Source organism: Sphingomonas sp. Leaf30 (assembly GCF_001422525.1).
GTDB classification, from domain to species: Bacteria; Pseudomonadota; Alphaproteobacteria; order Sphingomonadales; family Sphingomonadaceae; genus Sphingomonas; species Sphingomonas aerolata.
In genome coordinates this window covers 806311-820058 of record NZ_LMKZ01000018.1, presented here as the reverse complement: position 1 = coordinate 820058, position 13748 = coordinate 806311, and the positions used below count along the sequence as shown (strand labels likewise).

Sequence of the window (13748 nt, the reverse complement as noted above, 5' to 3'; positions counted from 1 at the left end):
TTCAACAGGAGACCCCGCATGCGCCTAGCCCTAGCCACCATCCTCGCCCTCACCGCCGCTCCCGTATTGGCGCAGACCGCCGCCGTCCCCGGCGCCCCCGTCAAGGCGCGCGTCGCCGCCGGTACCTATGCGGTCGATGCAAACCACACGCAGGTGACGTGGCAGCTCAACCATATGGGCTTCTCGATGCTCGAGGGGCAGCTCGGCGCGTCGGGTGGCAGCATCACGATCGATCCGGCCAAGCCGAACGCGACCAAGGTCGAGGTCAATTTCGCGATCGACCAGCTGTCGGTCACGTCCGCGCCGTTCGCGGGTCATCTGAAGTCGAAGGACTTCTTCGACGCCGCGACCTACCCGACCGCCAAGTTCGTCTCGACCAAGGTCGTCGCGACCGGCGATAAGGCCGTGATCACAGGTGATCTCACGCTCAAGGGCGTTACCAAGCCGGTCGTGCTGCAGGCGACGTTCGTCGGCGCGGGCGCGAACCCGATGAACAAGAAGCTGAACTTCGGCTTCCGCGCGACGACCTCGATCAAGCGCAGCGACTTCAACATCGGCGCCTATGCCCCCGTCGTGTCGGACAAGGTCGACCTGACGATCAACGCGGCGTTTGCTGCGCAATAATACGTACGCCGACCCTATCGCGCTGGACATTTACCGTGTCCGCGCGATAGGGAAGACGCAATGTCTCACGGTCGCCTCCTGCTGCTTCGACTTACGCGCCCTTAGGCGCGCCGATCGTTTGCGTGGTGGCCAGCCCCCGCGCCTCGCGCCTAAGGGCTGACCCGAACGCTCCCGATCACGAGAGACACGAGCCATGCTGCGCGACCCATCGACCAAGTACCGACCCTTCCCGCAAATCGACCTGCCCGACCGCCAATGGCCGTCGAAGACGATCGTCAAGCCGCCGCGCTGGCTGTCGACCGATCTTCGCGACGGCAACCAGGCGCTGATCGACCCGATGGATGCCGAGAAGAAGACGCGCTTCTTCGACCTGCTCTGCAAGGTCGGGCTGAAGGAGATCGAGGTCGGCTTTCCGAGCGCGGGCGCGACCGAATTCGATTTCATATCCGGCCTGGTCAAGACCGGCCGCATTCCCGACGACGTGTCGATCCAGGTACTGACGCAGTCGCGCCGCGACCTGATCGAGACGAGCTTTGCCAGCCTCGTCGGCGCGAAGACCGCGATCGTCCACCTCTACAACGCGGTGTCGCCGGCATGGCGCAAGATCGTGTTCGGGATGGACCGCGCGCAGGTGAAGCAGATCGCGATCGACGGCGCCAAGGTACTGCGCGACGAGGCCGCCAAGCAACCGAACGTCCGCTGGCAGTTCGAATATTCCCCTGAGACCTTCTCGACCGCCGAGCTCGAGTTCAGCCTAGAGGTCTGCGAGGCGGTGATGGACGTCCTGATGCCGACGCCCGATAATCCGATCATCTTCAACCTGCCCGCCACCGTCGAGTGCGCGACGCCGAACATCTATGCCGACCAGATCGAATGGTTCGGCCGCAATATCCGCAACCGTGACTCGGTGGCGATCTCGCTGCACACCCACAACGACCGCGGCACCGGCGTCGCCGCCGCCGAACTCGGCATGATGGCGGGCGCGGACCGGGTCGAGGGCTGCCTGCTCGGCAATGGCGAGCGCACCGGCAATTGCGATCTCGTGACCGTCGCGCTCAACATGTACACGCAAGGGGTGGATCCGAAGCTCGACCTGTCGGACATCGACGCGGTCGTGAACACGGTCAACTACTGCACCAACATCCCCGTCCATCCGCGCACGCCCTACGCGGGCGACCTCGTCTTCACCGCGTTTTCGGGGTCGCACCAGGACGCGATCAAGAAGGGATTCGCCGCGCAGGAGGCGAAGAACGAGACGTTGTGGGAGGTGCCGTACCTGCCGATCGACCCCGCCGATCTCGGCCGCAGCTACGAGGCGGTGATCCGCGTCAACTCGCAGTCAGGCAAGGGCGGCGTCGCCTGGGTGATCGAGCAGGACAAGGGGCTGAAGCTGCCCAAGCGGTTGCAGGCGGACTTCAGTCGTCACGTGCAGGCCTATGCCGACGAGACGAGCCGCGAACTGAATGCGGCGGATATCTGGAGCCTCTTCGAGCGGACCTACCTGCCGCACGCCGACGATCGCGTGGAGCTGCGCGACTATGAGGAAAGCGGTACAGCGGGGCAGCGCGTTTTCATCGGCCGCGTCGCGATCGATGGCGAGGAACGGTCGATCTCGGGGCGCGGTAACGGGCTGATCTCGGGCGTGATCGCGGCGATCGCGGAGTCGACCGGGCCGACGCTCGATGTGGTGGATTATAACGAGCATGCGATCGGCCATGGTGCGGACGCGCAGGCGGCCGCCTATGTCGAATGCCGGACCGCGGCGGGCAAGACGGTGTTCGGTGTCGGCATGGACACCGACATCGCCACCGCATCGGTCCGTGCCGTCCTCAGCGCCGCCAATCGCGCCTGAGGACCAGAAGGGCGGCCACCGGTCAAGCCGGTGGCCGTTCTCTCAGGCGAGCTTCGCCAGCAGCGTCTGTGCCGCCTTTTCCGACGATGCGGGGTTCTGCCCGGTGATCAGCAGGCCGTCCTCGACGACATGCACGCCCCAGTCGGCGGTCTTCGAATAATTTCCGCCCTGCTGCGCGAGCATGTCCTCGACAAGGAACGGCACGATATCGCTGAGCCCGACCGCTGCCTCTTCGCTGTTGGTGAAGCCGGTGACCGTCTTCCCCTTCACCAGTGGCGAGCCATCGACCGCCTTCACGTCGCGCAGCACGCCGGGCGCATGACAGACCAGCGCGACCGGCTTGCCCGCGCCGATGGTCGTCTCGATCAGCGCGATCGACGCCGGGTCGTTGGCCAGATCCCAGAGCGGACCGTGACCGCCTGGATAGAACACCGCGTCGAAATCGGCGATCTTCATCTCGGACAGTTTCCGCGTGTCGGCGAGCGCGGCGCTGGCCTCCGCATCGCCCTCGAACCGGCGCGTCGCATCGGTCTGCGCGTCGGGCTTCGCGCTGCTCGGATCGAGCGGCGGCTGGCCACCGGCCGGCGAGGCGAGCGTGATGGACGCGCCGGCATCCTTGAACACATAATAGGGTGCGGCAAGCTCTTCGAGCCAGAAGCCGGTCTTGCGGCCGGTATCGCCGAGATCGGCATGCGAGGTAAGGACGACGAGAATGTTCACCATAAGTCTCCGGATGAGGGGGTTATGGGCAGGGAACGAGCCGGCGCCGGGATCGGCGCCGCTCATGGGCACCAAATGCGCCCGGTCGTGGGACTATTGCCTCCACTAGATCGCACGCTCCCGCACGATCCGGCACCCGATCGCGGCATCGGGGTAGATGTTGGTCTTCATCGTCTCGACCTCGACCCGCCTCACCCGCGCGTCACCCAGGCACAGCGCCGCAATCGCCTCGCACACCGTCTCCTGCAACGCGAACGGACGCTCCGCCGCCATCGCCAGTATCCCGGCGCGGACGAAGTCGTAATCGAGCACCTCGCCGATCGCGTCCTCGCCAAGCGGCCCCGGATATACGACCGTCATCTCGACCGAGACGACGACGCGCTGCGGTGCCACCTCGTGCGGATAAATGCCCAGCCGCATCATCACCTCGAGCCCGTCGAGGATCGTCGTAAACTCAGCCATTGCGCTCCCCATGATGCCGGTCGAACATCACGTCGCCGTCGCGCGCCAGAAACCGCTGCCCGCAATCGACGAACAGGTTCTGTCCGGTCACGCCCTTCGCACCCAGCAACCACGCGACCGCATCGGCGACCGCCTTCGCCCCGACCGGGCGCTGGAGCAGATTGTCGCTCGCCACTGCCTCGAATTCCGCGTTGGTCTGGTCGCCGCTCGGCAGCGTCAGCCCCGGCGACACCGCGTTGACGCTGATCCGGGGCCCCAGCGCCTGCGCCAGCATCACCGTCGCCCCCTCCAGCGCGATCTTGCCGCAGCTGTAGGAGAAGAAGTCGGGATTGAGGTTCGCAACCTTCTGGTCGAGCAGATTGACGATCGCGCCGTCACGGACATCCTCCTGCGACGCGAGCGCCGAGGCGAGCAGCACCGGCGCGCCGCAGTTGATCGCAGCGAGCTCGGCGAACAGCACCGGGTCGACCGCGGGCGGCCGATCGAACGCGAACTTCGACGCGCAATTGACCAGCCCGTCGATCGGACCGCCGATCGCGCCCCGCGCCGCCGCGAACAGATCGCCGACCCCGTGCAGATCGCTCAGATCGCCCTCGACCGCCGCCGCGCGGCCGCCGATAGCGACGATCTCGTCGACCAGCGCATCGGCTTCCTCGGGCGAATGCCCCTGATGCACGACCACCGCATGCCCGTCCGCCGCCAGCCGCCGGACGATCGCGGCGCCCAAGCGCTTCGCCCCGCCGGTGACCAGCACGGTTCGGATCATGCGCGCGCGCCCATCAGCGACAGCACCTCCTTGCGGCTGCGCTCATCCTCGCGGAACACGCCCATCATCCGGCTGGTGACCATCGTCACCCCCGGCGTCCGCACGCCGCGCGCGGCCATGCAGGCATGCGTCGCCTCGATCACGACCGCGACACCCTGCGGCTTCAGCTGCTCCCAGATGCAGTCGGCCACCTCCGCGGTCAGCCGCTCCTGCACCTGCAACCGGCGGGCAAAGCCGTGCAGCACGCGCGCCAGCTTCGAGATGCCGACGACATGGTTGCGCGGCAGATAGGCGATGTGCGCCTTGCCGATGATCGGTGCCATGTGATGCTCACAGTGCGACTGGAACGGGATATCCTTCAGCAACACGATCTCGTCATAGCCGCCGACCTCCTCGAACACACGTTCGAGATGCCGCGCCGGATCGTCGCCATAGCCCGCGCAATATTCCTTCCACGCGCGCGCGACCCGGCGCGGGGTGTCGACCAGCCCTTCGCGCGCCGGATCGTCGCCGGTCCAGCGGATCAGTGTCCGGATCGCCGCCTCGACCTCCTGCGGAACGATCAGCTTGCCATCCGGGCCGACGGCTGGCTCGGCATCGGCAAAAGGCGTTTCGGCGATCATCACAGCGCTCCATCATTCCGCCGCAGGCCGGCGTGCAAGGTCCTCGGTACGAAAGCCCGACCGAGGTATCATAATATCGACAATATCGCAGCGGACTCCCGCCCGCCGCGCGCCATGCGGCCGTCCGCGGCCCGAACACAAGGGCCGCATCAGTTCGCTTGCGCGACGGCGTGTCAGGCGCGCCGCAGCCGTTCCGCATGCCAGGCGACATGATCCGGCATGAAGGTCGATATGAAATTATAGCTATGGTCGTACCCCGGCTGCATCCGCACCGTCAGTTCGATCCCCGCCGCCGCGCACGCGTCCGCCAGCAGCGCCGGCTTCAGCTGTTCGTCGAGGAAGCCGTCGGCCTCCCCCTGATCGACCAGGATGTCGGCGACCCGCGCGCCATCGGCGATCAGCGCACAGGCGTCGTACGCACGCCAGTCGGCACGGTCGGGCCCCAGATACCCCGTCAGCGCCTTTTGACCCCAGGGGCAGTGCAGCGGCGCGACGATCGGTGCGAAGGCCGACACGCTGCGGAACCGGTCGGGATTGCGCAGCGCGATCGTCAGCGCGCCATGCCCGCCCATCGAATGCCCGGTGATCCCCTGCCGCGTCATGTCCGCCATCGGAAACTCCGCGGCGATCAGCGCGGGGAGTTCGTCCTCGACATAGCGCTTCATGTTGAAGTTCGCGGCCCAGGGCTGCTCGGTCGCATCGACGTAGAAGCCCGCGCCCTGGCCGAAATCATAGGCGTCGTCGTCGGGAACCTCCTCTCCGCGCGGACTCGTGTCGGGCGCGATCAGGATCACGCCGTGCTCTGCGCAGGCGCGGCGATACTCGCCCTTGTCCATGACATTGGCATGCGTGCAGGTCAGCCCCGACAGGAACCACAGCACCGGCAAGCGCGCATCCGGCGCGTGCGGCGGCACATAGACCGCAAAGGTCATGTCGGTGCCGGTCGCGGTCGACGCGTGGCGATACACGCCCTGCGTGCCGCCAAACGCCGTGCTGGTCGATAGCGTCTCCATCACGCGACCCGGTGAGCGGCGCAGAGCTTGTTGCCCGACGGGTCGCGCAGATACGCCAGATACAGGGTGCGACCCGCGGTGCCGTGCCGCACGCCCGGCGGATCCTCGCAGGCGGTGCCGCCATGCGCGAGCCCCGCGGCATGCCAGGCGTCCGCCGCCTCGGGCGAGGCCGCGACGAACCCCATCGTGCTGCCATTGCCGTGGGTGGCCGGCTGCCCGTCGATCGGCTTGGTCAGCAGGAAGCGGCCGCCAGCGTGCGCATAGACGAGCCGGCCCCACTCATCGACGACGCCCTCGGGCACGCCAAGGGCACCCAGGCTCGCGTCGTAAAACGCTTTCGATGCCGCGATATCGTCGGCGCCGAGCATGACATGGCTAAACATGGCGTATTCCTCAGTAGATCACGACGGAGCGGATGCTCTCGCCGGCGTGCATCAGGTCGAACCCCTTGTTGATCTCGTCGAGCGTCAGGCGGTGCGTGATCATCGGGTCGATCTCGATCTTGCCGTCCATATACCAGTCGACGATCTTGGGCGTGTCCGTACGTCCACGCGCACCGCCGAAAGCGGTCCCGCGCCAGTTGCGCCCGGTGACGAGCTGGAACGGCCGCGTGCTGATCTCCTTGCCCGCCTCGGCCACGCCGATCACGATCGAGGTGCCCCAGCCGCGATGACAGGCCTCGAGCGCCTGGCGCATGACGGTCGTGTTGCCCGTCGCATCGAACGTATAATCCGCGCCGCCGTCGGTCAGGGCGACAATATGCTGGACGATGTCGCCCACATCCTTCGGGTTGGCGAAATGCGTCATGCCGAAGCGGCGACCCCATTCCTCGCGGTCGGGATTGATGTCGACGCCGACGATCATCCCTGCGCCCGCCAGTCGCGCGCCCTGGATCACGTTCAGCCCGATCCCGCCGAGCCCGAACACCACGACGGTATCGCCGGGCTGGACCTTCGCGGTGTGGACGACCGCGCCGACACCCGTCGTCACGCCGCAACCGACATAGCAGGAGGTGTCGAACGGCGCGTCGGGGCGGATCTTGGCCAGTGCGATCTCGGGCAGCACGGTGAAGTTCGAAAAGGTCGAGCAGCCCATGTAATGGAAGATCGGCTGGCCCTTGTAGCTGAACCGCGTCGTGCCGTCGGGCATCAGCCCTTTCCCCTGCGTCGCGCGGATCGCGGTGCACAGATTGGTCTTCTGGCTCAGGCACGACTTACACTGGCGGCATTCGGGGGTGTAGAGCGGGATGACGTGATCGCCGACCGCGACGCTGGTGACGCCCGCGCCGATCTCGCGGACGATGCCCGCCCCTTCATGCCCCAGCACGCTCGGGAAAAGGCCTTCCGAATCAAGTCCGTCGAGCGTGTAGGCATCGGTGTGACAGATGCCCGTGGCCATGATTTCGACCAGAACTTCGCCGGATTTGGGTCCCTCGAGGTCGAGCTCGACGATCTCGAGCGGTTTTTTCGCCTCGAAGGCTACGGCGGCGCGGGTCTTCATGCATGGGTCTCCTTGGTGGCGCATCAGATGAACCGCAGCCCCTGGGTCTGCAACCGCGGATCATGCAACAAAACCCGCACCTCTGCGCTTGATCGTTGAATATCAAGGAGATGGTGTGATGAAGGATCCGAAAAAGGGCGACGAGGTAACCTGGAAATCCCCCGGCGGCACCGCGCACGGCACGGTCGAAAAGAAGCAGACCAGCGACACGACGATCAAGGGTCACACCGTCCGCGCGTCCAAGGACGAGCCGCAATTCATCGTAAAGAGTGACAATGGCGGCAAGGCAGCGCACAAGGCGGGCGCGCTCAACAAGGCGTGACCACGCGTGCAGTGCCTAACGCACGCATGCGAACAGGAAGGAATGCTTATGGCTACAGCTCCCAAGACCGGCGGCATCCACGCCCCCGTCCAGCCCTCTCCCGAGCTCGGCGAGATCGTCGGTAACGACAAGCTCCCGCGCAGCGAAGTGATCAGCAAGGTCTGGGTCTATATCAAGGCCCACAATCTGCAGAACCCTGAGAACAAGCGCGAGATCCTCGCCGACGAGAAGCTGAAGAAGGTCTTCGGCCGTGACAAGTGCACCATGTTCGAGATGAACAAGTACATCTCGCAGCACGTCAAGGCCTAAGCCTGACCGGGACGCCAGGCGACGTTGCCACCTCCGCGGAGGGGTCAACGTCGCCTGATTGCTCCCCAACGCTGCGACCGGGCCGCGCCAGACGGCACCCCCCTGTCGCCAGCCAAGCTACATCCCTGACGCGTGTCGCGATGCCCGCAGGCGGCGGATCGCTTGATAATGTCGGTGGTGGTGGTGACCCCGAGTGGATTTGAACCACTGGCCCCCAGATTAGGAATCTGGTGCTCTATCCGGCTGAGCTACGGGGCCACGCACGTGACGTCCATACTAGCCCCATTCCCGTCGGTCCAGAGTGACCATGATCGCATAGCCGCGTCACAGAGCAAAGCGGAATAGACCAGCCCCCGAGGGAGTGTCTCGAATCCCCGTCGCTGACTCAGCGGCGTTGCCTCACGCCTGTGAATGGTTGGGCCGCAGCGACCCCATCCTTAGTTGATCGTATCCGGTGGCGTGACCGGGAGCGGCAGCGGCAGCACGGCGACACCGTCGTCGACCAGCGCCCTGGCCTCGGCGAGGCTGGCCTGGCCGTGGATCGGTGCGGGGGCCTCGTCGCCCACATGCATCGCGCGCGCGCGATCCGCGAAGGCGCCGCCGACCCACCGGGATGACGCGAGCAGTTCGGCCTGTTTCGATGCCAGCATCGTCATCATCGCCTTCATCCGCGCAGGCGTCGGCCCCTCGGGCACGCGGTTGCCCTTGCCCGAGACGGCCGGCGCCATCACCGCCTTCGCCACCTCTGCATCGCCGCAGAGCGGGCATTCGACCTGTCGGGCTGCGCGCTGTGCCTCATAGGCCGCGCTCGAGCCGAACCACGCCTCGAACACATGCCCGGTGCCGCATTTCAGGTCGAAGACGATCACCGGATCACGGCCACGGAAGGGATCGGCCGCCGATGATCGAGCGCCGGGATCCGCGTGCGGACGTCCGCCACGCTGTCGGGGCTGATATCGGCATAGCCAAGACCCGCCGCCTCACCCATGTCGAGCACGACCGTGCCCCAGGGATCGATCACCAGCGAATGGCCATAGGTCGCGCGACCATCGGCGTGGACGCCGGTCTGCGCTGCGGCGACGACGTAGGACGCCGATTCGATCGCCCGGGCGCGGAGCAGGACATGCCAATGCGCTGCCCCTGTGGGTCTGGTGAACGCCGCCGGGACCGAAAGCACCGTCGCGCCGGCATCGCTCATTGCGCGGTACAGGTCGGGAAAGCGCAGGTCATAACAGATCGATGCGCCCAGCATGCCGATCGGCGTCTGCATAACGATCGCCGCGTCACCCGCCGCATAGGCGGCAGATTCACGCCAGCTTTCTCCCGTCGGCAGGTCGACATCGAAGAGATGGAGCTTGTCGTAGCGCGCGCGGATACTGCCCGCCAGATCGATCACGAACCCGCGATTGGCAAACCGCCCGTCTGCCCGGCGGACGGCGAGCGAGCCGAGATGCACCCAGATCCCCGCATCGGCCGCGGCCGCACAGACGCGCGCGAGCACTGGGTCGTCGGCCTCGGCCACGATCAACGCGGCAGCCCGCGTACGATCGCGGTCGATCAGACCCGACATTTCCGGGGTGAACAGCATCACCGCGCCCTGCCCTGCCGCCGACCGGATCGCAGAGACCAGCGTGGCGGCATTGACCGCGGGATCGATCCCGCTGGTCATCTGCAGAAGCGCGATGCGGGCCATCAGGCCAGGAGCGGGTCGAGCCCACCCCGGGCATCAAGCGCGGCAAGGTCGTCCGACCCGCCGATATGCTTCCCGTCGATGAACACCTGCGGCATGGTCATGCGACCACCCGAGCGCTCGACCATCTCCTTCTTCTTCGGCCCGCCCATCGTCACGTCGAACGTTTCCGGTTCGACGCCCTTGGCGGCAAGGAGCTTCATCGCCCGCGTGCAATAGGGGCAGAATTGCTTGATGTAGATTTCAACTTTAGCCATTATTTTCAGGTGTGGTCTGACCGCGCGCTTGTCAATAATCGGTGTCGTCTAGAACACGTGCCCAACACAGGATCGTCACCGATTCCGCCCCCGCCGCGAGCAGCGCGCCGGTGCACGCCGCGCTCGTCGCCCCACTCGCATAGATGTCGTCGATCAGCACGACCGCCCTGCCGCGCAGCCGGTCGCGCCCGCCCGCCGCGACGGCGAAGGCGCCCGCCACCGCCCTGCCGCGCTGACGCCTGCCGAGCCCGCGCAGCACCGTCGTCTGCCGCGTCCGGACGAGGACATTCAAGTCGGCGGGCACGGTCGACAGGTTCGCGAGCGTCGTCGCGATGAGCGCCGCCTGGTTGAACCCGCGCGACCAGAGCCGCCAGCGGTGCAGCGGCACGGGCACGATCAGCGCCGCCTGCTCGGGCATCAGCCGGTGCATGGCGCGCGCCATCGTCGCGGCGAACGCGGTTCGGCCGCCATATTTCAGCCGCAGCGCCAGGCCGCGCGCAACCGGTCCATAGGCGACCGCGGCGCGGACGCCTGCGTGACGCGGCGGCTGGGTGAGACACACGGCGCACAATGCGCCGTCGCCGCGATCATGCGCGAAGGGCCGGTTGCACGCGGCACACCAGGGCGGACCGAGAAAGTGCAGGCCGTTCCAGCAGCTTGCGCAGAACCGATGGTCCGCCGCCACCGGACTGCCGCAGCCGGGGCAGCGCGGCGGCAGCGCCAGCCGGATCACCGCACCAATCGGATCGAGCAACCGCATCCGCCCTTGTCGTCAAAGCATGCAGACGGCACAAGCGCGGCGTGCAGATCCCAGACCCCAGCCAAGGCAGCGCCCCGGAAATCTTCGACCGGGTCGCCCGCCGCCAGCGCCGCGACCGCGCGCGTGCCGCCTATGCCGACGCGGATTTCGTGCGCGCGACGATGCTCGACGGGATCGCCGAGCGGCTCGATGCGGTGACGCGGGACTTTGCCGACATTCTCGATCTCGGCTGTTTCGACGGCGCGTTCGTCGCGCCCCCGGGCGCGCGGGTCGTACGCTGCGATGCGGGCCATGGCTTTGCCGCGCAAGCGGGCGGCATCCAGGCCGACGAGGACCGGCTGCCCTTTGCTGACGCATCGTTCGACCTCGTCGTCAGCGCGGGCGTGCTCGACCAGGTCAACGACCTGCCCGGCGCGCTGTCGCTGATCCGCCGCGTGCTGCGCCCGGATGGACTGTTCCTCGGCGCGTTCGTCGGGGCGGGGAGTCTGCCGGCACTCCGCCAGGCGTTGCGGGTGGCGGAGGCGGAGCGCCCCGCCGCGCGGCTGCATCCGCAGATCGACGTCCGCTCGGCGGGCGATCTGCTGATGCGCGCGGGGTTCGCGCTGCCGGTAGCGGACATCGAGACGCTGAACGTCGGCTACCGCGATGTAGGGCGCCTGCTCGGCGATCTTCGCGGGATGGCGGCGACGAACGTGCTCGCGGGGCGTAGCGCACTCGGCCGGCAGGCGCTGGCGGGGCTCGCACAGGCCTTTGCCGAGCTCGCCGACGCGGACGGACGGACCGCCGAACGATTCGAGATCATCTTCCTCACCGGCTGGTCGCCTGCCCCGTCACAGCCCAAGCCGGCGCGACGCGGCAGCGGCACCGCCTCGCTCAGCGATGCGCTGCGGACCCGGCCACGCGACCCGGCCTGAGCCTAACGGGCGGGGTCGGCCGCTCGGCGACCCGGACCGAACGGGATGCGCAGCGTGACGACCGCCCCGGATCCGGTCGCCCCCGGCAGCGTGCTCTGGACCGCGTGGACCTTGCCCGTCCCGCCGCCCGGCAGACGGAACGTCATCGGCGCATCGGGTGCGTTGACCGGCGGCGTGGGAAGCCGTGCAAGACGCTGGTCGGTCGGCCGGCCACAGACGACGATCTCGCCACCGGGCGGCGTTACGGGACAGGGGGTCGCCGCCCGAGCGACCGGGGGGCGAAGTTCGCGCGGGAGCGGGGGGCCGGCGACGGCCTGCAGTCCGATCAGCACCGCGATCATCTAGAACCTCCGCGCCACCCCCGCATAAAGCCGCGCGTCGGGGGTATCATGGGTCAAGCCTGCCGCCCCGAAAATGTCAAACTGAAGATCGTCACGGACCATCCAGGCGAGCGACAGCGCAGCCAGTGCCTGGGTGCTGCGGCCGGCCGGGTCATCGTCGCGCAGCGCCTGCAGCTCGGCGTTCAGCGTCACCGCCTTGTCGAGCGTGAAGGCGAGGCCGACCGCGCTGCTATAGGCCAGGTGCCGGCCATGACCGTCATCGTCGACCGCGGCATCGACTTCGGGTGTCAGGTCGAGCGACACCGTGTCGGACATTTCGAATGTCACCGGCAGCAGCAACCCGCTGCCCCAGTCGCCATCACCGACCGGCGACCGGCCAACGGGCAGCGTCACGAACGGCAGGACGGCGATCGACAGGCCCTTGCCGTCGGGATGGCTCAGGCTGGCCTTCATGCTCAGCGACACGTCGCCAATGCGGTCCGCGACGTCGATCCCCGTTTCGTCGCGCGTCCGGTCATGGCCGAACGGCGTCCATCCCACCCGTGCCTCGACCGTGTCGCTGACCCCGACCCGGACCAGCGTATCGGCGATCAGGACACTGTCCTCACGCGAGCCTGCCCCGTCGTCGCGCGTCCAGTCGGCGAGCGCGGTTTCGACCGAGACACGGCCTTTTTCCATGGTGCAGGCGGGCGTATCGATCCCCGGGCGTTCAGGGCAATAGTCGCGCTCCTGCGCACAAACCTGAGTCGAACAGGCCAATAGCAGCGTCGCCAGCACACCCGCGGCAAGCCGTGTCGCAGGCCGCCCCGCCGATGCGTTCATCGCAGGCGGACCCAGGTCGGGGCATGATCGCTCGCCTTTTCGCGGCCGCGATAGGCCTTGTCGACACCGGCATCGATCATCCGGTCGGCCGCCTGCGGGCTGAGCAGCAGATGATCGATCCGGAAGCCCGCGTCGCGCTGCCACGCGCCCGCCTGATAATCCCAGAAGGTCCACACGCCTCCCTTGGGGAATTGCGTTCGAAGGGCATCGGTCCAGCCCTGCCCGAGCAGCGCACGATAGGCGCTCCGGCTTTCGGGCTGCATCAACGCATCGTCCTGCATCCGCGACACCGAAAACGTGTCGTCGTCATTCGCGATCACGTTGTAATCGCCCGCGAGGATGGCGGGTACCTCCTCGGCCAGCAGCACGCGCGCGCGCGCCGCAAGCCGCGTCATCCAGCGCAGCTTATAGTCGAATTTCGGGCCGGGCTGCGGATTGCCATTGGGCAGATACAGCGCGGCGATCGTCAGCCCGTCGACCTCGGCCTCGATATAGCGGCTGTGCTCGTCCTCGGGCTCGCCTTCGAGGCCGCGCTGCCGGAGTCTGGGGGTCTGGCCCTTGGCGAGGATCGCCACGCCGTTCCAGGCCTTTTGCCCATGCCAGACAACACCGTACCCCGCCGCCTCGATCTCCGCGGTCGGAAAGGTTTCGTCGCTGGTCTTGAGTTCCTGCAGACAGACGATCTCGGGCTGCTCTTCGGCAAGATATTCGAGCAGCCGCGGGAGACGGGCCTTGATCCCGTTGATATTGTACGTGACGATCTTCACCGGGCG

General features: G+C 67.3%; 19 protein-coding genes and 1 tRNA gene. 5 read left to right on the top strand and 15 right to left on the bottom strand.

Annotated features, from left to right (window positions below; translation table 11 throughout):
- Positions 1 to 18: 18 nt before the first annotated feature.
- Together ASE89_RS17540 and leuA are read left to right on the top strand one after the other, a co-directional pair.
- A complete protein-coding gene (locus ASE89_RS17540) occupies positions 19 to 624 on the top strand; it encodes a YceI family protein (RefSeq protein WP_056680256.1) in 606 nt (201 codons plus the stop codon).
- A 193-nt stretch (positions 625 to 817) separates the two neighbouring features.
- Positions 818 to 2476, top strand: a complete 1659-nt coding sequence (leuA, locus tag ASE89_RS17535) for a 2-isopropylmalate synthase (RefSeq protein ID WP_056680253.1) — start codon at positions 818 to 820, stop codon at positions 2474 to 2476.
- A gap of 42 nt (positions 2477 to 2518) precedes the next feature.
- Here leuA and ASE89_RS17530 read toward each other — a convergent pair whose 3' ends face one another.
- The 7 genes from ASE89_RS17530 to ASE89_RS17500 all read right to left on the bottom strand — a co-directional run bounded on the left by ASE89_RS17530 (position 2519) and on the right by ASE89_RS17500 (position 7560).
- A complete protein-coding gene (locus tag ASE89_RS17530) occupies positions 2519 to 3196 on the bottom strand; it encodes a type 1 glutamine amidotransferase domain-containing protein (protein ID WP_056680873.1) in 678 nt (225 codons plus the stop codon).
- A gap of 105 nt (positions 3197 to 3301) precedes the next feature.
- Positions 3302 to 3658, bottom strand: a complete 357-nt coding sequence (locus ASE89_RS17525) for a dihydroneopterin aldolase (protein ID WP_056680249.1) — start codon at positions 3656 to 3658, stop codon at positions 3302 to 3304.
- Entirely contained in the window at positions 3651 to 4424 is a 774-nt protein-coding gene (locus ASE89_RS17520; protein WP_056680246.1) for an SDR family NAD(P)-dependent oxidoreductase, read from the bottom strand. The genes ASE89_RS17525 and ASE89_RS17520 overlap by 8 nt, the downstream gene beginning before the upstream one ends.
- Positions 4421 to 5047 carry a GTP cyclohydrolase I FolE gene (gene folE, locus ASE89_RS17515; protein WP_081877669.1) on the bottom strand — a complete coding sequence of 209 codons (627 nt, stop codon included), beginning with the start codon at positions 5045 to 5047 and terminating at the stop codon, positions 4421 to 4423. The genes ASE89_RS17520 and folE overlap by 4 nt, the downstream gene beginning before the upstream one ends.
- 173 nt (positions 5048 to 5220) lie before the next feature.
- On the bottom strand, positions 5221 to 6060 hold the full coding sequence (fghA, locus tag ASE89_RS17510) for an S-formylglutathione hydrolase (protein ID WP_056680243.1): 840 nt from the start codon (positions 6058 to 6060) through the stop codon (positions 5221 to 5223).
- Positions 6060 to 6443: a VOC family protein gene (locus ASE89_RS17505; protein ID WP_056680240.1), complete on the bottom strand. Its 384-nt coding sequence runs from the start codon at positions 6441 to 6443 to the stop codon at positions 6060 to 6062. The genes fghA and ASE89_RS17505 overlap by 1 nt, the downstream gene beginning before the upstream one ends.
- A gap of 10 nt (positions 6444 to 6453) precedes the next feature.
- Positions 6454 to 7560, bottom strand: a complete 1107-nt coding sequence (locus ASE89_RS17500) for an S-(hydroxymethyl)glutathione dehydrogenase/class III alcohol dehydrogenase (protein ID WP_031439099.1) — start codon at positions 7558 to 7560, stop codon at positions 6454 to 6456.
- A gap of 118 nt (positions 7561 to 7678) precedes the next feature.
- Here ASE89_RS17500 and ASE89_RS17495 point away from each other — a divergent pair, with 118 nt between their 5' ends.
- A complete protein-coding gene (locus ASE89_RS17495; protein WP_031394798.1) occupies positions 7679 to 7882 on the top strand; it encodes a DUF2945 domain-containing protein in 204 nt (67 codons plus the stop codon).
- Between the two features lie 48 nt (positions 7883 to 7930).
- Positions 7931 to 8191 carry an SWIB/MDM2 domain-containing protein gene (locus tag ASE89_RS17490; RefSeq protein WP_031394799.1) on the top strand — a complete coding sequence of 87 codons (261 nt, stop codon included), beginning with the start codon at positions 7931 to 7933 and terminating at the stop codon, positions 8189 to 8191.
- A 181-nt stretch (positions 8192 to 8372) separates the two neighbouring features.
- Here ASE89_RS17490 and ASE89_RS17485 read toward each other — a convergent pair.
- The 5 genes from ASE89_RS17485 to ASE89_RS17465 form a co-directional block, all read right to left on the bottom strand.
- Positions 8373 to 8449, bottom strand: a tRNA-Arg gene (locus ASE89_RS17485).
- Between the two features lie 179 nt (positions 8450 to 8628).
- Positions 8629 to 9060, bottom strand: a complete 432-nt coding sequence (locus ASE89_RS17480) for a DUF1178 family protein (RefSeq protein ID WP_056680237.1) — start codon at positions 9058 to 9060, stop codon at positions 8629 to 8631.
- A complete protein-coding gene (locus ASE89_RS17475) occupies positions 9057 to 9884 on the bottom strand; it encodes a carbon-nitrogen hydrolase family protein (protein WP_056680234.1) in 828 nt (275 codons plus the stop codon). The genes ASE89_RS17480 and ASE89_RS17475 overlap by 4 nt, the downstream gene beginning before the upstream one ends.
- Positions 9884 to 10138: a glutaredoxin 3 gene (gene grxC, locus ASE89_RS17470; RefSeq protein WP_031396302.1), complete on the bottom strand. Its 255-nt coding sequence runs from the start codon at positions 10136 to 10138 to the stop codon at positions 9884 to 9886. The genes ASE89_RS17475 and grxC overlap by 1 nt, the downstream gene beginning before the upstream one ends.
- 31 nt (positions 10139 to 10169) lie before the next feature.
- Positions 10170 to 10898, bottom strand: coding sequence for a ComF family protein (locus tag ASE89_RS17465; protein WP_056680231.1), 729 nt, complete (start codon positions 10896 to 10898; stop codon positions 10170 to 10172).
- Positions 10899 to 10939: 41 nt separating this feature from the next.
- Between ASE89_RS17465 and ASE89_RS17460 the strand changes: the two genes are divergently transcribed.
- A complete protein-coding gene (locus tag ASE89_RS17460; RefSeq protein ID WP_056680228.1) occupies positions 10940 to 11812 on the top strand; it encodes a class I SAM-dependent methyltransferase in 873 nt (290 codons plus the stop codon).
- Between the two features lie 2 nt (positions 11813 to 11814).
- Here ASE89_RS17460 and ASE89_RS17455 read toward each other — a convergent pair whose 3' ends face one another.
- From ASE89_RS17455 to xth, 3 genes are read right to left on the bottom strand one after another with little or no spacing between them, the layout of a single operon-like run.
- A complete protein-coding gene (locus tag ASE89_RS17455) occupies positions 11815 to 12153 on the bottom strand; it encodes a hypothetical protein (RefSeq protein WP_056680225.1) in 339 nt (112 codons plus the stop codon).
- Positions 12154 to 12975 (bottom strand): transporter, encoded by an 822-nt coding sequence (locus tag ASE89_RS17450; RefSeq protein WP_082451669.1) that lies wholly within the window; start codon positions 12973 to 12975, stop codon positions 12154 to 12156.
- Positions 12972 to 13742, bottom strand: a complete 771-nt coding sequence (gene xth, locus ASE89_RS17445) for an exodeoxyribonuclease III (protein WP_056680222.1) — start codon at positions 13740 to 13742, stop codon at positions 12972 to 12974. Before xth ends, ASE89_RS17450 begins: the two co-directional genes overlap by 4 nt.
- Between the last annotated feature and the right edge of the window lie 6 nt (positions 13743 to 13748).